General features: G+C 45.1%; 16 protein-coding genes. 13 read left to right on the plus strand and 3 right to left on the minus strand.

Going from position 1 to position 18,354, the window contains the following annotated elements; translation table 11 throughout:
• Window positions 1–77: 77 nt before the first annotated feature.
• The 6 genes from R8O11_RS20610 to R8O11_RS20635 all read left to right on the plus strand — a co-directional run bounded on the left by R8O11_RS20610 (window position 78) and on the right by R8O11_RS20635 (window position 5,359).
• Window positions 78–476: a DNA polymerase III subunit psi gene (locus tag R8O11_RS20610; RefSeq protein WP_064376540.1), complete on the plus strand. Its 399-nt coding sequence runs from the start codon at window positions 78–80 to the stop codon at window positions 474–476.
• A 12-nt stretch (window positions 477–488) separates the two neighbouring features.
• Window positions 489–944: a ribosomal protein S18-alanine N-acetyltransferase gene (rimI, locus tag R8O11_RS20615; protein ID WP_005380122.1), complete on the plus strand. Its 456-nt coding sequence runs from the start codon at window positions 489–491 to the stop codon at window positions 942–944.
• 285 nt (window positions 945–1,229) lie between these two features.
• Window positions 1,230–2,819 carry a peptide chain release factor 3 gene (gene prfC, locus R8O11_RS20620; protein WP_005380123.1) on the plus strand — a complete coding sequence of 530 codons (1,590 nt, stop codon included), beginning with the start codon at window positions 1,230–1,232 and terminating at the stop codon, window positions 2,817–2,819.
• Window positions 2,820–2,913: 94 nt separating this feature from the next.
• Window positions 2,914–3,111 carry a DUF5363 family protein gene (locus tag R8O11_RS20625; protein ID WP_064376469.1) on the plus strand — a complete coding sequence of 66 codons (198 nt, stop codon included), beginning with the start codon at window positions 2,914–2,916 and terminating at the stop codon, window positions 3,109–3,111.
• Complete coding sequence (locus R8O11_RS20630; protein WP_005380129.1) at window positions 3,098–3,871, plus strand: TatD family hydrolase; 774 nt, start codon at window positions 3,098–3,100, stop codon at window positions 3,869–3,871. The genes R8O11_RS20625 and R8O11_RS20630 overlap by 14 nt, the downstream gene beginning before the upstream one ends.
• Before the next feature lie 204 nt (window positions 3,872–4,075).
• Window positions 4,076–5,359 carry a NupC/NupG family nucleoside CNT transporter gene (locus tag R8O11_RS20635; RefSeq protein ID WP_005380131.1) on the plus strand — a complete coding sequence of 428 codons (1,284 nt, stop codon included), beginning with the start codon at window positions 4,076–4,078 and terminating at the stop codon, window positions 5,357–5,359.
• Window positions 5,360–5,717: 358 nt separating this feature from the next.
• Here the strand turns inward: R8O11_RS20635 and R8O11_RS20640 are convergent, their stop codons facing one another.
• Window positions 5,718–5,852 carry a hypothetical protein gene (locus tag R8O11_RS20640; protein ID WP_005391675.1) on the minus strand — a complete coding sequence of 45 codons (135 nt, stop codon included), beginning with the start codon at window positions 5,850–5,852 and terminating at the stop codon, window positions 5,718–5,720.
• Window positions 5,853–5,942: 90 nt separating this feature from the next.
• On the opposite strand from R8O11_RS20640, the gene deoC reads away from it, so the two are divergent.
• The 4 genes from deoC to deoD all read left to right on the plus strand — a co-directional run bounded on the left by deoC (window position 5,943) and on the right by deoD (window position 10,297).
• Window positions 5,943–6,719 (plus strand): deoxyribose-phosphate aldolase, encoded by a 777-nt coding sequence (deoC, locus tag R8O11_RS20645; protein WP_005380133.1) that lies wholly within the window; start codon window positions 5,943–5,945, stop codon window positions 6,717–6,719.
• A gap of 97 nt (window positions 6,720–6,816) precedes the next feature.
• Entirely contained in the window at window positions 6,817–8,145 is a 1,329-nt protein-coding gene (deoA, locus tag R8O11_RS20650) for a thymidine phosphorylase (RefSeq protein WP_005380134.1), read from the plus strand.
• Between the two features lie 68 nt (window positions 8,146–8,213).
• The gene (locus R8O11_RS20655) at window positions 8,214–9,434 is read left to right on the plus strand and encodes a phosphopentomutase (RefSeq protein WP_017820430.1); all 1,221 of its coding nucleotides are present in this window, start codon (window positions 8,214–8,216) and stop codon (window positions 9,432–9,434) included.
• Window positions 9,435–9,577: 143 nt separating this feature from the next.
• Complete coding sequence (gene deoD / locus R8O11_RS20660; protein ID WP_005380140.1) at window positions 9,578–10,297, plus strand: purine-nucleoside phosphorylase; 720 nt, start codon at window positions 9,578–9,580, stop codon at window positions 10,295–10,297.
• A 95-nt stretch (window positions 10,298–10,392) separates the two neighbouring features.
• Here the strand turns inward: deoD and R8O11_RS20665 are convergent, their stop codons facing one another.
• Window positions 10,393–10,998: a YtjB family periplasmic protein gene (locus R8O11_RS20665; RefSeq protein WP_005391677.1), complete on the minus strand. Its 606-nt coding sequence runs from the start codon at window positions 10,996–10,998 to the stop codon at window positions 10,393–10,395.
• Window positions 10,999–11,089: 91 nt separating this feature from the next.
• Here R8O11_RS20665 and serB point away from each other — a divergent pair, with 91 nt between their 5' ends.
• On the plus strand, window positions 11,090–12,070 hold the full coding sequence (serB, locus tag R8O11_RS20670; RefSeq protein ID WP_005380142.1) for a phosphoserine phosphatase: 981 nt from the start codon (window positions 11,090–11,092) through the stop codon (window positions 12,068–12,070).
• A 63-nt stretch (window positions 12,071–12,133) separates the two neighbouring features.
• Here the strand turns inward: serB and R8O11_RS20675 are convergent, their stop codons facing one another.
• Entirely contained in the window at window positions 12,134–14,482 is a 2,349-nt protein-coding gene (locus R8O11_RS20675) for a PilZ domain-containing protein (protein ID WP_005380143.1), read from the minus strand.
• A gap of 136 nt (window positions 14,483–14,618) precedes the next feature.
• Here R8O11_RS20675 and radA point away from each other — a divergent pair, with 136 nt between their 5' ends.
• Both radA and fusA read left to right on the plus strand, forming a co-directional pair.
• Window positions 14,619–15,998 (plus strand): DNA repair protein RadA, encoded by a 1,380-nt coding sequence (radA, locus tag R8O11_RS20680; RefSeq protein ID WP_005386443.1) that lies wholly within the window; start codon window positions 14,619–14,621, stop codon window positions 15,996–15,998.
• 215 nt (window positions 15,999–16,213) lie between these two features.
• Entirely contained in the window at window positions 16,214–18,304 is a 2,091-nt protein-coding gene (gene fusA / locus R8O11_RS20685) for an elongation factor G (RefSeq protein ID WP_005386444.1), read from the plus strand.
• The last annotated feature ends 50 nt before the right edge of the window (window positions 18,305–18,354 follow it).

An 18,354-nucleotide genomic window follows, 5' to 3' on the forward strand; every position in this document is an offset into this window, starting at 1 on the left:
CAGGTGTTCCTTGAAGTCCTTTAGGTATAATCGCGATAATTTGATAGGATTGCCCTCGTTCAAATAGGTGACGGAAAATGTCAATTAACGAGAAACAGTATTTACGTGAAATGGGGATCAGCACATGGGAGCTGGTACACCCTGAAAGACTGGAAGGCTATCAATCGCCATTATTGGATTTGCAAAGTTCATGTAAACTCCTATTGGTATCGCCAATATGTCCAGAAAACGAGACGGCATTGATGTTTGAGCGCGTATTAAAAAGCATTAAGCTCACGCTTGATGATGCGCTACACCTAGAGCCTGAGCGCTTATCCATGCTGGGTGAACATCAGCTAGAGTGGGTGTGGTTTGCAGGCTGTGAGGCTGATCAAAGCATCAAGGCAAAGCACCTGGTCTCGCCACTATTACAAGATATTGATGGTAATAACGAACAGCGCCGCGCATTGTGGCAACAAATCTGTTCGTACTCTTAACGGAGCTAATGCGTGACAATTGAAATTACGCCGATGCGTGCAGAGCACCTCGACCAAGTTTGGCAAATCGAGCAGCAAGCACATTCTCACCCTTGGGCCGAATCTTTGGTTCGTGACTTATCCAGTCGCGGTGCTTGCCATCATGTGATGCTGGAAGGCTCTCAAGTGGTTGGTTACTTCTATGGACAGAATATTGTTGGAGAAGTGACACTATTAAATATTGCAGTAGCGCCTTCTCAACAGGGCAGAGGGCTAGGGCAAAAATTGCTGGACGCGTTTATTGAATACTGTGAACAAGCCAAAGCAGAGAGTGCTTGGTTAGAAGTGCGTGAAAGTAATCACCCAGCTATCCATATTTATGAGCAAGCAGGTTTTAATGAAGTGGACCGTCGTTACAACTATTACCCAGCTAAATCGGGAAATGGTAAGGAAGACGCCATTATCATGAGTTACTTATTTTTGAGTTAGTTTTAGGCCGTTACTAATTACCTCATCAACACTTATGCTTTAAATGCGTATCCGGATTCGAGGCTTTTGAATATGTAATAACAATTTTTTGAATTTTTACATCTCTTTGTGTGGCGCTGGCTTTCCCTTGTTAGTTGCAGGTAAAGGCTGGTGAGCCGAGTAAATTCAGTTCATGTCTTTCCAGTTTGCTAGCACAGCGATAATAAGCGAGAATACCGCACAATATCGAATAGTAGATATGCTTGCCTATTTTGTGAGCATGAAAGTAATTTAGAAGATTAACTAATGTCAAATCCCCTTTTTTTAGGCGAAGTGTCTAAGCGCAGAACGTTCGCTATTATTTCTCACCCGGATGCGGGTAAAACCACCATTACTGAAAAAGTCCTTTTATTCGGAAACGCGATCCAAAAAGCAGGTACGGTTAAAGGTCGTGGTAACGCACAGCACGCAAAATCAGACTGGATGGAAATGGAAAAAGAACGTGGTATCTCGGTAACCACTTCTGTAATGCAGTTCCCTTACAATGACTGTCTGGTAAACCTACTTGATACGCCTGGACACGAAGACTTCTCGGAAGATACATACCGTACGTTAACGGCAGTAGACTCGTGTTTGATGGTTATCGATGCGGCGAAAGGTGTCGAGGATCGTACACGTAAGCTGATGGAAGTAACGCGTCTGCGTGACACGCCAATCGTAACCTTCATGAACAAACTTGACCGTGACGTTCGTGATCCAATGGAAGTATTGGACGAGGTAGAAAACGAGTTGGGCATGATGTGTGCGCCAATTACATGGCCAATCGGCTGTGGTAAAGAATTTAAAGGTGTGTACCACATTCACCGTGATGAAACGATTTTATACGAATCAGGTCACGGTCATGAGATTCAAGAAGTTCGAATCATCAAAGGTCTCGATAACCCAGAGCTTGATGAAAAAGTTGGTGCAGGCCTTGCGGAAAGTGTTCGAGAAGAGCTTGAGCTTGTTATGGGTGCTTGCCCTGAGTTTGATTTGGAAATGTTCCTAACAGGTGATCTTACGCCAGTTTACTTCGGTACTGCATTAGGTAACTTTGGTGTGGATCATATGCTAGACGGTCTAACTGAATGGGCTCCAGCGCCGAAAACTCGTCAAGCGGTTGAACGTGAAGTTGAAGCGACTGAAGAGAAGTTCTCTGGTTTCGTATTTAAGATCCAAGCGAACATGGACCCAAAACACCGCGACCGTATCGCATTCATGCGTATTGTATCTGGCACTTACACGCAAGGTATGAAGATGAACCACGTTCGTCTTGGCAAGCAAGTGAGTATCTCTGATGCAGTAACCTTTATGGCTGGTGACCGTGCACGTGCAGAACACGCTTACGCCGGAGACATCATTGGTCTACACAACCACGGCACTATTCAGATTGGTGATACCTTTACGCAAGGTGAATCACTGAAGTTCTCTGGTATTCCGAACTTCGCTCCGGAACTATTCCGTCGTATTCGCCTGAAAGATCCACTAAAGCAGAAGCAGCTTCTCAAAGGTTTGGTTCAGCTATCAGAAGAAGGTGCGGTACAGGTATTCCGTCCTCTACAGAACAACGATCTGATCGTTGGTGCCGTTGGTGTACTTCAGTTTGATGTTGTTGTGGCTCGTTTGAAGTCTGAGTATAACGTTGAAGCGATTTATGAAGGCATTAACGTTGCAACTGCGCGTTGGGTTGAGTGTGGTGATGCGAAGAAACTGGATGAGTTCCAACGCAAGAATCAAGCGAACTTAGCATTGGATGGGGGTGATAACCTAACGTATATCGCTCCAACAATGGTTAACTTAAACTTAGCGAAAGAGCGTTTCCCTGACGTTGATTTCCGTGCGACGCGCGAGCACTAATTTGTGCGGTTAGGGTAAGCCTTAACGCAAACTAGATTTTAAAACGCCCTTGGCTATAAACTTAGCCAAGGGCGTTTTTATATAAGGATAAGATATGAACTGGTTTAAACGTGGGCTAAAGCGTTACGACAATTGGTGTAAAGAAATGGGGTTAACCCCCGACCAGAAACGCAGTTGCGTCCCATATCGAAAAGACCCTGCCCATCAAACTAAAGAGAAGAGTGAAGCCCAACCATCCTCTGATTTTCTGCCCGCAGATACAGATAAAAAGCGTCAAGATGAAGCTCTTTGATACGCACTGCCACTTTGATTTTGATGTGTTTCAAGATGACTTTGCGCATCAACTTGAGCTTGCTCAAACGCAAGGCGTCGCAAGAATTTTGATTCCTTCCGTCGGTCCGCAAAATTGGGCTCGTATTCAAACTTTGGCAGAGCAACATGCCAATTTGTATTATGCTCTCGGCTTTCATCCGTATTTTCTTGAAGATAACGTTGAGCAGCACCTTACAGAGCTAGAAGGCTATCTAAATCAAAAAGGGCAGCAGTGCGTGGCAATAGGAGAGTGTGGTTTAGATTTTGCCATTGATGTTGATCCACAGTTGCAAGAAAAGATACTTGAAGTTCAATTTGAGCTGGCTAGACGCTTCGAACTCCCAGTTATTTTACATAGCCGAAAAGCGCACAATCGCCTCATTCAAATGGTGAAAGCGGCGAATCTCCCTAGAGGTGGTGTGCTACACGCTTTTTCTGGGAGTTATCAGCAAGCCATGGAGTGGGTCAAATTAGGTTTTTTTATCGGTGTAGGAGGAACGATTACCTACCCAAGAGCCAAGAAAACACGCGACGCAATTCAAAAATTACCACTCGAAAACCTAGTAATCGAAACAGACGCACCAGATATGCCTATACTTGGATATCAAGGGGAGTCAAATCACCCAGCCAAACTCATTCACGTCTTTAATGAGCTCGTAGAGTTGCATAACGGCCGAAAGCAATCGATTGCCTCTCAACTGTGGAAAAATAGCAATTTTGCTTTCTCGATATGTGAATAAAATCTAAAGATGTGGTTTGAAATCGAAAACGTTTTCCTGCTTATTGTGAATTAACTCACAAAGCTGGTTGAATCAATCATGAATCTTATAGGAAAGTGTGAGGCTGGCATTACTTTAATTGATTCTGCATGAGTATAATTGCCCCCGCTTTATAGCTCCATTTTGTAACACGCCAATAAATAACTTATAAGGAAGTCATAAACTATGAGCCTGTTTATGAGCCTAATCGGTATGGTAGTGCTTCTTGCGATTGCAGTGGCATTTTCTAACAACCGAAAAGCTATCAACTTTAGAACTGTGGGTGGCGCATTCGCTATCCAATTCGCATTAGGTGCATTTGTTCTGTATGTACCTTGGGGCCGTGATCTACTAAACGGTTTCTCTTCAGGTGTTTCTAACGTTATCAACTACGGTAACGATGGTTCATCATTCCTGTTCGGTGGTCTTGTTTCTGACAAGATGTTCGAAGTATTCGGCGGCGGCGGTTTCATCTTCGCATTCCGTGTTCTTCCTACACTGATCTTCTTCTCTGCACTGATTTCAGTTCTTTACTACATTGGCGTTATGCAATGGGTTATCAAGATTCTTGGTGGCGCACTACAAAAAGCGCTAGGCACTTCTCGTGCGGAATCAATGTCAGCTGCAGCTAACATTTTCGTAGGTCAAACTGAGGCACCTCTAGTTGTTCGCCCATTCGTTCCAAAAATGACTCAATCAGAGCTATTCGCGGTAATGTGTGGTGGTCTAGCTTCTGTTGCTGGTGGTGTACTAGCAGGTTACGCATCTATGGGTGTTCCACTAGAGTACCTAGTTGCGGCATCATTCATGGCAGCACCAGGTGGTCTACTGTTCGCTAAAATCCTTCACCCAGAGACTGACCAGCCTCACGAAAGTATCGAAGAAGCGATGGACGGCGGTGACGACAAACCAGTTAACGTAATCGACGCAGCTGCGGGCGGTGCGGCTTCTGGTCTACAACTTGCGCTTAACGTAGGTGCAATGCTAATCGCATTCGTTGGTCTAATCGCGCTAATCAACGGTATGCTAGGTGGCATCGGTGGTTGGTTCGGCATGCCAGAACTAACACTAGAGCTAATCCTAGGTTACGCGTTCTCTCCACTAGCATTCCTAATCGGTGTTCCATGGGCAGAAGCTGTAACAGCTGGTTCATTCATCGGTCAGAAAATCGTAGTGAACGAATTCGTTGCTTACTTGAACTTCACACCATATCTAGGTGAAAACGCTCAAGTAATCGCGGCAACTGGTGAAGTAATGTCTGAGAAGACAACAGCTATCATCTCATTCGCACTATGTGGTTTCGCGAACCTTTCTTCTATCGCGATTCTACTTGGTGGTCTAGGTAGCCTTGCACCAAACCGTCGTAGTGACATCGCTCGCATGGGTGTTAAAGCAGTTCTTGCAGGTACGTTGTCTAACCTTATGGCAGCGACAATTGCAGGCTTCTGCTTAAGCCTTGCAGCACTATAATTAGAATCGGTTCTTAATATATAGACGCCGTTTTACATCATGCCCTGTAGCAAGAGATTGCTGCGGGGCATTTTTCGTTTTTCGGGCTCCAAAATTTCATCGGGTGTTTGCCTTAGTCGAGGTATTACGCAGTCAATGGAATAGGGGCTAGGAAATTTTGAGATACAAACCGTTTGCGCTCTATTTGGTGCTACAGTTTTGCGGTGAAACTCTATAATGTATTAATCACAGGATAGTGGTTAAGCTTGATTCTTAATCACGTAATGAATATTACATAATCGATGGGCAAATGAATTGCCCTGCAATATCAGATCTAATAGGCGTTTTGCTTTGTGATGTGATATTAAAGACACCGCAATCATAGATTGTTGTGCCATAGGCCAAACTGGTACTGTGCGGTGACAAGGATAGCAATTGGCATATGATAAATTTTCGCTGTATATGCCGAGTCTTCAGGGAACCAAGTCCGTTCATTAATAGACTGTTTAGCCATTTACTCACATTGTCTCGACTTGTTGATTATAGTTAAAGACGTGATGTAAGGCTGAGTAGTGAATTTTTTGAATATTGATCGGAGATAGAAATGAGCGATTTAAAAGCAGCAGCGCTACGTGCACTTAAACTTATGGACCTAACTACGTTGAATGACGATGACACTGATGCAAAAGTGATCTCACTATGTCATGACGCGAAAACAGCAGTAGGCAACACAGCTGCAATTTGTATTTACCCTCGCTTTATTCCTATTGCTAAGAAGACACTTCGTGAGCAAGGTACGCCAGAGGTTCGTATTGCAACAGTAACGAACTTCCCACATGGTAACGACGACATTGAAATCGCAGTTGCTGAAACAAAAGCGGCGGTTGCTTACGGTGCAGACGAAGTTGACGTAGTTTTTCCTTACCGCGCGCTAATGGCGGGTGATGAGAAAGTAGGCTTCGAACTAGTTAAGCAATGTAAAGAAGCTTGTGGTGACATTCTTCTTAAAGTGATCATCGAAACAGGTGAACTAAAAGAAGAAGCACTAATCAAGAAAGCATCTCAAATCTGTATTGAAGCAGGTGCTGACTTCATTAAAACTTCAACTGGTAAAGTGCCAGTAAACGCAACACCAGAATACGCTCGCATGATGCTTGAAGTTATTCGCGACATGGGTGTTGCAGAAACTGTTGGTTTCAAACCAGCAGGTGGTGTGCGCACTGCTGAAGACGCAGCAGCATACCTAGCAATGGCTGACGAAATCCTAGGTGACAACTGGGTTGATGCTCGTCACTACCGTTTTGGTGCGTCTAGCCTGCTAACCAACCTACTAAATACATTAGAAGTATCGGACGACGTCGCTGATCCAACAGCGTACTAATTCCAATAATACGTCTGAACGGTAGCACCTAAACGGGTGCTACCAAACCTCTTCTATCCTACTACAACCATGGCTCAAAAGAGCTTGGGAGGCACTAATGTATTTACCACAAGAAATCATTCGTAAAAAACGTGACGGTGAAGTACTTACCGCAGACGAAATCAACTTCTTTATTCAAGGCGTAGCGAACAACACGGTATCTGAAGGTCAGATTGCGGCGTTTGCTATGACGATTTTCTTTAATGAAATGACCATGGATGAGCGCATCGCCTTAACGTGTGCAATGCGTGATTCGGGCATGGTTATCGACTGGAGCCACATGAACTTCGGTGGTCCAATTGTCGACAAACACTCAACCGGTGGTGTGGGTGACGTAACTTCTTTAATGCTTGGCCCAATGGTGGCAGCGTGTGGCGGTTTCGTACCTATGATCTCTGGCCGCGGTCTTGGTCATACAGGCGGTACGCTGGATAAACTTGAATCTATCCCTGGTTACAACATTACGCCGAGCAACGATGTTTTTGGTCAAGTAACCAAAGACGCTGGTGTGGCGATCATCGGTCAAACTGGTGACCTTGCTCCTGCGGATAAGCGTGTTTACGCGACTCGTGATATTACCGCAACGGTAGACAATATCTCCCTGATTACGGCGTCGATCCTTTCTAAGAAACTGGCGGCGGGTCTGGAATCGCTAGTGATGGACGTAAAAGTGGGTTCAGGTGCATTTATGCCAACTTACGAAGCGTCTGAAGAGCTAGCAAAATCAATCGTTGCGGTAGCAAACGGTGCTGGCACTAAGACTACGGCAATTCTTACGGACATGAATCAAGTATTGGCGTCTTCAGCGGGTAACGCGGTAGAAGTTCGTGAAGCGGTTCGTTTCTTAACAGGTGAATACCGTAACCCTCGTCTACTTGAAGTGACCATGGCTTCATGTGCTGAAATGTTAGTACTTGGCAAGCTTGCTGAGAACACAGAAGACGCACGCGCAAAACTGATGGAAGTGCTGGATAACGGCAAAGCAGCTGAGTGCTTCGGCAAGATGGTTGCTGGCTTAGGCGGCCCTGCGGACTTCGTAGAAAACTACGACAACTACTTAGAAAAAGCAGAAATCATCAAGCCAGTTTACGCAACAGAAACGGGCATTGTCTCTGCAATGGATACACGTGCTATCGGCATGGCTGTGGTTGCTATGGGTGGTGGTCGTCGAGTCGCTACTGATGAAATCGACTACGCAGTTGGTTTCGACGAGTTCATCCGCCTAGGTGAGGTCGCAGACAGTGATAAACCTCTTGCGGTCATCCACGCTCGCACTGAAGAGCAATGGGAAGAAGCGGCAAAAGCACTGCGCAGTGCAATCAAAGTAGGTGGTGAATACACACCAACTCCAGAGGTTTACCGCCAAATTCGTGCAGAAGATATCTAATAGAACAAGTAATTACACAAGGCCTACTCAACCATAATAAAAAGCCGAGTGGGCCTAAGGAACGAGCAATGAAAAGAGCATTTATTTTAGTACTAGACTCATTCGGTATCGGTGCAACTGCCGACGCTAAAGAATTTGGTGATGTAGGTTCAGACACACTAGGTCACATCGCTGACCAATGTGAAAAAGGCTTAGCAGATAACGACAATCGCCAAGGTGCACTTCGCCTTCCAAATCTATCGAAACTTGGTTTGGCAATGGCGCATAAAGAATCGACAGGTCGCTTCGCACCTGGACTAGACGCAGACGCTGAAATCATTGGTGCATACGGTCATGCAGCAGAGCTTTCTTCAGGTAAAGACACGCCGTCTGGTCACTGGGAAATCGCAGGTGTTCCTGTTCTGTTTGACTGGGGTTACTTCACTGACAAAGCAAACAGCTTCCCGAAAGAATTGACTGACCGCATTCTTGAGCGTGCGGGGCTTGACGGTTTCCTAGGTAACTGTCACGCGTCTGGTACTCAAGTTCTTGACGATCTTGGTGAAGAGCACATGAAGACTGGCAAACCAATCTTCTACACGTCTGCTGACTCTGTATTCCAAATCGCATGTCACGAAGAGACTTTCGGTCTAGACCGTCTACTAGAGCTTTGCCAAATCGCACGTGAAGAGCTAGAAGATTACAACATTGGTCGTGTTATCGCGCGCCCATTCGTTGGTGCTGGTAAAGGTCAATTTGAGCGTACAGGTAATCGTCGTGATCTTTCTGTAGAGCCACCATCAGCAACGGTTCTTCAGAAGCTCGTTGATGAGAAGCAAGGCAACGTGGTTTCTATTGGTAAGATTGCTGATATCTACGCAAACTGCGGCATCACTAAGAAAGTGAAAGCGACAGGTATCCCTGCATTGTTCGAAGCAACGCTAGAGCAAATCAAAGAAGCGGGCGACAACACGATCGTATTCACTAACTTTGTAGACTTCGACTCAGCTTACGGTCACCGTCGTGACGTAGCGGGTTACGCAGCGGCACTTGAGTACTTCGATGGTCGTATCAACGAAGTGCTAGAGATTATGGAAGAAGACGATGTGCTTATCCTAACGGCAGACCACGGCTGTGACCCAACATGGCCAGGCACTGACCATACTCGTGAGCACATCCCAGTATTGGTTTATGGTCAAAAAGTACCAGCTGGTTCTCTTGGCCGCCGCGAAACATTCGCAGATATCGGTCAAACATTGGCAAGTTACTTCGGTACTTCTCCAATGGATTACGGTAAGAACTTCCTATAATTAGTTAGGTTTTTGAAAACTAGGAGCTCGATTGCTCCTAGTTTTATGTTTGCAGTATGTAAATGCTGCTTGTCGGAAATGAGAATACTCTGGCTTATATCGCCTTAAGCGCGGAGCGCTAGAGAAAGGTTAAGGAAAAGAAAATGGCAACTCCACATATCAATGCTGAAATGGGTGCATTTGCAGACGTCGTACTGATGCCTGGTGATCCACTACGTGCAAAATACATCGCAGAGACTTTCCTTGAAGATGTCGTTCAAGTGTGTGACGTTCGTAATATGTTTGGTTACACAGGCACATACAAAGGCCGTAAGATCTCGGTAATGGGCCACGGTATGGGTATCCCATCATGCTCGATTTACGCGACTGAACTAATCAAAGACTTCGGCGTGAAGAAAATCATCCGTGTTGGCAGCTGTGGCGCAGTGAATGAAGACATCAAAGTGCGTGATGTTGTGATCGGCATGGGTGCATGTACTGACTCTAAAGTGAACCGTATCCGCTTTAAAGGTCATGACTTCGCGGCAATCGCAGACTACAACATGGTTCGTGCGGCAGAAGACGCTGCAAAAGCTCGCGGTATTGACGTTAAAGTTGGTAACCTATTCTCAGCAGAGCTTTTCTACACGCCAGATCCAGAAATGTTCGATGTAATGGACAAGTACGGCATTGTTGGTGTTGAAATGGAAGCGGCTGGTATTTACGGTGTTGCGGCAGAATACGGTGCAAAAGCTCTGACAATCTGTACGGTTTCTGATCATATCAAGACTGGCGAACAGACTACATCTGACGAGCGTCAAACGACATTCAACGACATGATGCTAATCGCACTAGATTCAGTATTGCTTGGTGACGAAGAGTAAGCGACGAAGAGTCATTCTATTTTTCGCTCTCAAGAGCTAAAAAAACAGCCCGCACATTGCGGGCTGTTTTTATATGAGTTGTTAGCGCTACCTAGTTACTTGGTTAGCAGCAGGTTTGGCGCTTTTTTACGACGTATCGGTTGTCGACGTAAAATCAAGATGAACAACATACCACAGACAAAGCTCATTAAGACCATCATGTACATATAACGATCGCTCTTGCGATAGTGGTGGTCTGAAATTGCCGTCACCCGGCCCGTCTCAAAGGTCACGCGAACAAAACCGATAAGCGCACCATCTGCAAAAACTGGTTCAACCAACTGCTGGCGACCAATGGAAGCTGTTGCCAAAGGCGTATCCAGGCCAAGAACTTCGCGTACCGATAATGCCTCTTCACTAGACGCTAAACGTACACCCTGTGCATCGTAGATTGTTGCATCAAACACTAAACGGTCTTGTGCTAGCTGGTTTGTTAGCTGAAGTAATCGTTCTTGATCTTTAGTTAAAATCATCTCACTGGCAGAAAGAGACGCCTGTGAAATCAAAACTTTGGTGAGTGTTTCAAGCTGTTGTGCTTGAATTTTCTCATTACCCTTACTGATCACAACACTGTTTTTTATTGTGATAAACAACATCACACACAGTAGGATTAGTGCCAGAATTCTTAGGGCATTCCTTACTGAGAACAAAGATTCACTCATGCTCTTTACTCATCCATTTAAAATAAAACAAAGACTTGCCTTTTTAGTTTGTTGAGGTAACGTTTTAGCAAAGTCATAAGGGATTATATACATGGACGCGTCAAAAAGCTTGCCTATCAGAAAACATACGACACTTTTAAAACGATTACCCGAGACTCGATTTGCCTCCCAATTAGATAAAGCAAAAGCAAACTGGATCGTATTTGCTGAGTACCTTTCGCCAAGTCACTTCGAAGACATTGATTTCTTCACCGGCTTTTACAACCCGATACTAGAAACGTGGAAAGTTGGCCAATATGAAGTAGCCTTGATGGCCGGAGAGTTGACTCCTCAACATGAAACGATCTTACAAAGTCTCAACCTAGATTACGCCTCGCTTAATGAAGTGCCCGATCTATCAACCCAAGGGTTGATTGTATTTGATATGGATTCAACGGCGATCCAGATAGAGTGTATTGATGAAATCGCGAAACTGGCAGGAGTAGGGGATGAGGTCGCTGAAGTCACTGAACGTGCCATGCAAGGTGAGCTGGATTTTGAGCAAAGTTTACGTCAGCGAGTTGGTAAGCTCAAAGGTGCCGATGAATCAATTCTTGAACAAGTTCGTTCCCAGTTACCATTCATGCCGGACTTTGAAGCGCTAATTGCGACGTTGAAAGCCTTGGGCTGGAAAACAGCGATTGCCTCCGGTGGTTTTACTTACTTCTCTGATTACATCAAAGATAAAGTCGACTTAGACTTTGCTCGCTCCAATCAATTAGAAATTATTGACGGCAAACTCACGGGTAAAGTACTTGGCGATGTGGTAACGGCGCAGATGAAGTCTGACATTCTAGTGGAACTGGCGGATGAATATGAAATTGAGCAGCACAACACGGTTGCTGTCGGTGATGGCGCTAATGATCTTGTGATGATGTCGGTGGCAGGATTAGGGATTGCGTATCACGCAAAACCAAAAGTGGAAGCTCAAGCGCAATCAGCGATTCGCTTTGCAGGGTTGGGCGGTGTGCTCTGTATTTTATCTGGCGCATTGGTGAAGCAGCAAAAGGTCAGCTGGAAAGCTAAACCTTAACCATCCATTCAAAAACACCGCCAGAAAGGCGGTGTTTTTTTTCAATTTGGTATGACTTTGAATTTACTCGGTTAACTCCAATCTAATTACTACCTCTTCAGTAATGTCTTCAAATTCACTGTAACCAACGAGCGCCGTCAACTCTTTTTCTAACTTGCTTGCTTGATGTACACCAAATTGGGTTAAGTCACTTAAATCTTGTTGCAGTAATGATGTCATCGGATCGAAAATTGGCGCAGTAGAAAGGCGAATCACGTAAAAGTCACCCATCATTCGCGCTTTCTTTATAAATTGAATCCGCTCTTTTACGCTGTTGAACTCTTGATGAAGCTTTGACTCAATGCCTGTAATTTTATTGCCTACTTTTGCGGCGCTTATGTAGATATCCTGATGTCTGGCTTGAGCACCTTCTACACGTTTTATTGGCTCTGCGATTAATGTGCTTGTCCGGCCTTTAAAGATAGGTTCAAGTGACAACAGTTGGTCATGCCCAAGACGGGCAAAAAGTTCAATGTGTTTAGGTAGCGGCAAGTTCACCCCGATAACGGGGGTTTTTATTGAAGATGACGTACTCTTACTGATAAAAATGGGCGTGCTCAGCGTACGCGAGAGCAACATGCAGTGCAGCCTTTCAAGTAGAGCATTACTTGGTAGCGTCTCTTTTTGCGGGATTAGCTTGTCTTGATTGTGCTCGATAATGCTGTTGAAAAAAGCGATTACCTTCATGGTTTGGCTGCTTTCATCAATAACTAACTGCACGCTACAACCATCTGGGCTTACACGAATTACTCGGTATGGTACCGACATTAACGGCAATTTTTTATCGTAGAGTTGTAATTCTCGAAAGTTGATTCTTACCTCTTGCCCAGAACGTAACATCGTGGGCTCACTTAGCCTAATTCCGAGTCCTCGTTTGGAAAGGTCAACAGTACAGCCGCCTGTTTTAGTTTGTCCTGAGTACAACTCTAAAGGTGTTTTAAAACGATAACGAGGCTCTTTACGACGAGACTTTGCATCAAAATAAATGCCCTTTGGATTGCCAATAACTCTTCTCGGATGGCGAAACGCGTTTAACGTATTAGCGGGTAAGCGCGGCTTTTCAGTTAGCAGGTAATCCTGCCCTGACTTTTCGTCAGCAATTTCTTGCAAAATACCAATATGAGTCAGTGATTGAGACGTTTCTGCCAACTCTGGAGAGAATGCTGCTAGGTCTTCCTGTTCTTGCTCTGATAGTTCAAAGATTGAAATTCTAAAGGCGCGCCAACTCTCTCGTTTGCCACCTAAATGCCAAAATAGCTGGCGCTGTTCGCGAGTTGCTTCAGGGCGAAACATCGAATAGAAATAGGTTCGATTCTCGTGCTCGTGAGTAAATGAATAAAGGACATTGGTTGTTCCTTTCACACCAGGCTTAATGAGTGACGCGATGCGTTGCTCGTTGAATAAGGAACCAAACATTTGCTGGTTTCTCTCATCGTGCCAGTATTGCCAAAGCTTTTGATTGTTTGGCGTTAACATTGCTAATTTTAGGTCACTACCATCAAAGAATAGAGGCAAGCTGCTGGTGTGCTTTAGTGCGATGTGCTCATAACCGCGAGTTCGAGCTCGAATAATCTTGTCTTGATTGTCGTGACGAGCCCTTTTAGCAGCACTGTTGAGCGCTTCATCTATCACTCTGGTGACGACATTGGTATCAGTTAAGCGTATAGTTCTGAGGTATCGAACTGAGTCATTTTCGTAACAGTCATCAACCGCGAGTATGCGGTATGCAAGCGGTTTCTCTATACCTGCAACGTTAGATTTGCTGGCAAATTCAGTAAACGTGACCTGAATAATTTCCCCAAGGTTATATTTAAATGCGCTAGGGACTTTGAACTTTGCGCCAGAGCTAGATAAATCAATACTTAATCCATGAAGAAGCTGTCCTTTAGAACGGCAAATTTCAACTTGAGATTGGACTTTCAAGCGTTTTTCTTGGCGCTTTAAATCGTAGCCTAGGTGAACGGGTTCTGCTAAGAACGGGCTTTTAGGATCCGTTAACGATTGCGTTTTTTGCTGAGTAAGGCGCTTGCTCATTACGCGAAAGTTATTTCGCGTGTTGACCAATGCTTCCCACATTCCTTCCGTGTAGCAGCCAAACTTTTTGATGTTTTTATGGTAAGCGTTGAAAGCAACATCATCCAACCAATGTGGAATACCATCCAAAATATACTCGCGACATTCGCCTTGAACGCGACCTCGCAAATCAATACTTTTTTTGCATGGAGCCATTAAGCGGTTAAGTTCCATTTTAACCAAAATTTTGGCCGAAGGCGGCTCTTCCTCGGTCAGTTGGCCAAGGACAAAGTCAAAGTCATTCGTACCGTAAACGGGAATGAGTCGTTCTGCGAGCGAGAGAATTTCAGATTGCTGCATTATTTCTGTTAGAGTATGTCGTTACTTTAAATTGTATCGGCTAAGCGAAGTAATACTTAAGTATATCAATAGTTCATTTCAGTTCAGGTCTGACTTGGCTGTGCTTAGTCACATTTGTAGAAAAAATTGAGGCATCATGGCGAAAGCAAAACGAGCGTATGTTTGTAATGATTGTGGCGCGGACTTTCCCCGTTGGCAGGGGCAGTGTAACGCATGTGGTGCATGGAATACGATAACAGAAGTACGTATCGCTGCATCGCCAACCGTTGCTCGCAACGAACGCTTAAGTGGCTACGCTGGTTCCGCAACAGAAGCAACGGTTCAAACGCTATCCGAAATTGATCTGCAAGAAGTACCTCGCTTCACCAGTGGGTTTAAAGAGCTTGACCGCGTATTGGGTGGTGGTGTTGTGCCAGGTGCCGCAATTTTGATTGGTGGTAACCCTGGCGCTGGTAAATCAACCCTTCTGTTGCAAACCATGTGTAGTTTATCTGCGCAAATGCCAACGCTTTACGTAACCGGTGAAGAGTCGTTACAGCAGGTGGCAATGCGTGCTTCCCGATTAGGCTTGCCGAAAGATCATTTAAAAATGCTATCGGAAACGAACGTCGACAAAATTTGCCAAATCGCCGAAAAAGAGCAGCCTCGTATAATGGTAATAGACTCGATTCAGGTGATGCACGTTTCTGATGTTCAATCGTCGCCTGGCAGTGTTGCTCAGGTACGTGAATCTGCGACGGCTCTGACACGATACGCAAAACAGAATAATGTTGCGGTATTTATTGTTGGTCATGTAACAAAAGATGGTACCCTTGCGGGCCCCAAAGTTCTTGAACACATTATCGACTGTTCGGTACTACTCGATGGTGGAACGGATAGCCGATTCCGCACTTTGCGTAGTCATAAAAACCGTTTTGGCGCTGTGAATGAGCTTGGTGTCTTTGCAATGACAGGCCAAGGGTTGAAGGAAGTGAGTAACCCATCAGCAATCTTCCTTTCTCGTGGTGAAGAAGAAACATCAGGCTCTTCAGTCATGGTGGTTTGGGAAGGCACGCGCCCTCTACTAGTAGAGATTCAAGCGCTGGTGGATTACTCGCAGTTAGCCAACCCTCGTCGTGTTGCGGTCGGCTTGGAGCAGAACCGCCTATCACTTTTGCTCGCTGTGTTGCATAAGCATGGTGGCTTACAAATGGCAGACCAAGATGTCTTTGTTAATGTGGTTGGCGGTGTTAAGGTGACGGAGACAAGCGCTGATCTTGCTTTAGTTATGGCGCTTTTATCGAGTTTTCGTGACCGTCCACTCCCTAAAGATGTGGTGATTTTTGGTGAGGTAGGGCTTGCGGGCGAAATCCGTCCAGTGCCAAGTGGGCAAGAGCGTTTGAATGAAGCGTTCAAACATGGTTTCAAGAAAGCCATCGTGCCAGCAGCCAACATGCCGAAAGGTGGCATCCCTGGCATGCAAATTCACGGCGTTAAGAAATTGTCGGAAGCTATAGAGGCTTTTGACGAGCTGTAATGCTCATAAGAATGGTATTTGTGCAATCACAAACTGTTCTATCCGTCCTCAATAAAATGCGAATAAAGTACATAAATTGCTGTGTTTGACTATGCTTTGGGGACGGAAATTTCACGTTAAAATTTTTTTTCTTCCATCCGCACGCAAGGGTATCAGTATTGACAGAATGTGATATACTCTGCGCGCACTTTATACCTTATTAACAGAGTAAGACAATGACTGATTTATCAAAATACAGAAACATTGGTATTTTTGCTCACGTAGACGCGGGTAAAACTACCTCTACAGAGCGTATCCTAAAGCTAACTGGTAAGATCCATAAGATCGGTGACACTCACGACGGTTCAACTACTACTGACTTCATGGAGCAGGAAGCTGAGCGTGGTATCACAATCCAGTCTGCAGCAACAACTTGTTTCTGGAACGATCACCGTCTAAACATCATCGATACTCCTGGACACGTTGACTTCACTATCGAAGTTTACCGTTCTCTAAAAGTACTTGACGGTGGTATCGGTGTATTCTGTGGTTCTGGTGGTGTTGAGCCTCAGTCAGAAACTAACTGGCGTTACGCTGACGAATCACACGTATCACGTCTGATCTTCGTTAACAAACTAGACCGTATGGGCGCAGATTTCTACAAAGTTGTAGATCAAGTACAGAACGTACTAGGTGCTACACCTCTAGTTATGACTCTACCTATCGGTATCGAAGAAGATTTCGTAGGTGTTGTAGACGTACTAAGCCAACAAGCTTACGTATGGGATGAGTCTGGCCAACCAGAGAACTACGAAGTTCAAGATATTCCAGCAGACATGGTAGAAAAAGCTGCTGAATACCGTGAAATGCTAATCGAAACTGCTCTAGAGCAAGACGAAGATCTAATGATGGCTTACCTAGAAGAAGGTGAAGAGCCATCTCTAGAAGACATCAAACGTTGTATCCGTAAAGGTACTCGTGATCTAGCATTCTTCCCAACTTACTGTGGTTCAGCGTACAAGAACAAAGGTATCCAACTTATTCTTGACGCGGTAATTGATTACCTACCATCTCCAACAGAAGTTGATCCACAGCCTCTAACTGATTCAGAGACTGGTGAGCCAACTGGTGAAGTTGCGACTGTATCTGCAGACGAGCCACTACGTGCTCTTGCATTTAAGATTATGGATGACCGCTTCGGTGCTCTAACCTTTATCCGCATCTACTCTGGTAAGATGAAGAAAGGTGACACAATCCTTAACTCTGCAACTGGTAAAACAGAGCGTATCGGCCGTATGGTTGAGATGCACGCGGACGAGCGTAACGAGATCGATTCAGCACAAGCCGGTGACATCATCGCTGTAGTTGGTATGAAGAACGTTCAAACTGGTCACACTCTATGTGATCCTAAGCACGAATGTACTCTTGAGCCAATGATCTTCCCAGATCCAGTAATCTCTATCGCAGTTAAGCCTAAAGATAAAGGCGGTTCTGAGAAGATGGGCATCGCGATCGGTAAAATGGTTGCAGAAGATCCATCATTCCAAGTTGAGACTGATGAAGATTCAGGCGAAACTATCCTGAAAGGTATGGGTGAACTTCACCTAGACATCAAGGTAGATATCCTTAAGCGTACTTACGGCGTTGAGCTAGAAGTTGGTGCTCCACAGGTTGCTTACCGTGAAACTATCACTCAAGCAATCGAAGATAGCTACACGCACAAGAAACAGTCTGGTGGTTCTGGTCAGTTCGGTAAGATCGATTACCGCATCAAACCAGGTGAGCCAAACTCTGGCTTCACGTTCAAATCAACAGTTGTTGGTGGTAACGTACCTAAAGAATTCTGGCCTGCAGTTGAGAAAGGCTTTGCGTCAATGATGGAGCACGGTGTTCTAGCTGGCTTCCCTACTCTAGACGTTGAAGTTGAACTATTCGACGGTGGTTTCCACGCAGTTGACTCTTCAGCTATCGCTTACGAAATCGCAGCGAAAGGTGCATTCCGTCAGTCTATGCCTAAAGCTGGCGCGCAACTTCTTGAGCCAATCATGAAAGTTGACGTGTTCACTCCAGAAGATCACGTTGGTGACGTAATCGGTGACCTTAACCGTCGTCGTGGTATGATCAAAGACCAACAAGCAGCGTCTACTGGCGTACGTATCAAGGGTGATGTACCTCTATCAGAAATGTTTGGTTACATCGGTACTCTACGTACTATGACTTCTGGTCGTGGTCAGTTCTCTATGGAGTTCTCACACTACGCACCATGTCCAACAAACGTTGCAGAGCAAGTAATTGCTGACGTTAAAGAGCGTAACGCTAAGAAGTAATTCTTAAGTTAACTCTATAACTTGAAAGCCCCGCTTAGTGCGGGGCTTTT

The sequence above is a fragment of the Vibrio sp. 1288 genome, assembly GCF_033344475.1.

Coding starts and splice junctions, on each gene's coding strand:
- serB (WP_005380142.1), top strand. CDS start 11,090: ATGGACGCGTCAAAAAGCTTGCCTATCAGAAAACATACGACACTTTTA.
- R8O11_RS20635 (WP_005380131.1), top strand. CDS start 4,076: ATGAGCCTGTTTATGAGCCTAATCGGTATGGTAGTGCTTCTTGCGATT.
- radA (WP_005386443.1), top strand. CDS start 14,619: ATGGCGAAAGCAAAACGAGCGTATGTTTGTAATGATTGTGGCGCGGAC.
- R8O11_RS20675 (WP_005380143.1), bottom strand. CDS start 14,482: ATGCAGCAATCTGAAATTCTCTCGCTCGCAGAACGACTCATTCCCGTT.
- R8O11_RS20630 (WP_005380129.1), top strand. CDS start 3,098: ATGAAGCTCTTTGATACGCACTGCCACTTTGATTTTGATGTGTTTCAA.
- fusA (WP_005386444.1), top strand. CDS start 16,214: ATGACTGATTTATCAAAATACAGAAACATTGGTATTTTTGCTCACGTA.
- deoA (WP_005380134.1), top strand. CDS start 6,817: ATGTATTTACCACAAGAAATCATTCGTAAAAAACGTGACGGTGAAGTA.
- R8O11_RS20665 (WP_005391677.1), bottom strand. CDS start 10,998: ATGAGTGAATCTTTGTTCTCAGTAAGGAATGCCCTAAGAATTCTGGCA.
- R8O11_RS20625 (WP_064376469.1), top strand. CDS start 2,914: ATGAACTGGTTTAAACGTGGGCTAAAGCGTTACGACAATTGGTGTAAA.
- R8O11_RS20655 (WP_017820430.1), top strand. CDS start 8,214: ATGAAAAGAGCATTTATTTTAGTACTAGACTCATTCGGTATCGGTGCA.
- prfC (WP_005380123.1), top strand. CDS start 1,230: ATGTCAAATCCCCTTTTTTTAGGCGAAGTGTCTAAGCGCAGAACGTTC.
- deoC (WP_005380133.1), top strand. CDS start 5,943: ATGAGCGATTTAAAAGCAGCAGCGCTACGTGCACTTAAACTTATGGAC.
- R8O11_RS20610 (WP_064376540.1), top strand. CDS start 78: ATGTCAATTAACGAGAAACAGTATTTACGTGAAATGGGGATCAGCACA.
- R8O11_RS20640 (WP_005391675.1), bottom strand. CDS start 5,852: ATGGCTAAACAGTCTATTAATGAACGGACTTGGTTCCCTGAAGACTCG.
- deoD (WP_005380140.1), top strand. CDS start 9,578: ATGGCAACTCCACATATCAATGCTGAAATGGGTGCATTTGCAGACGTC.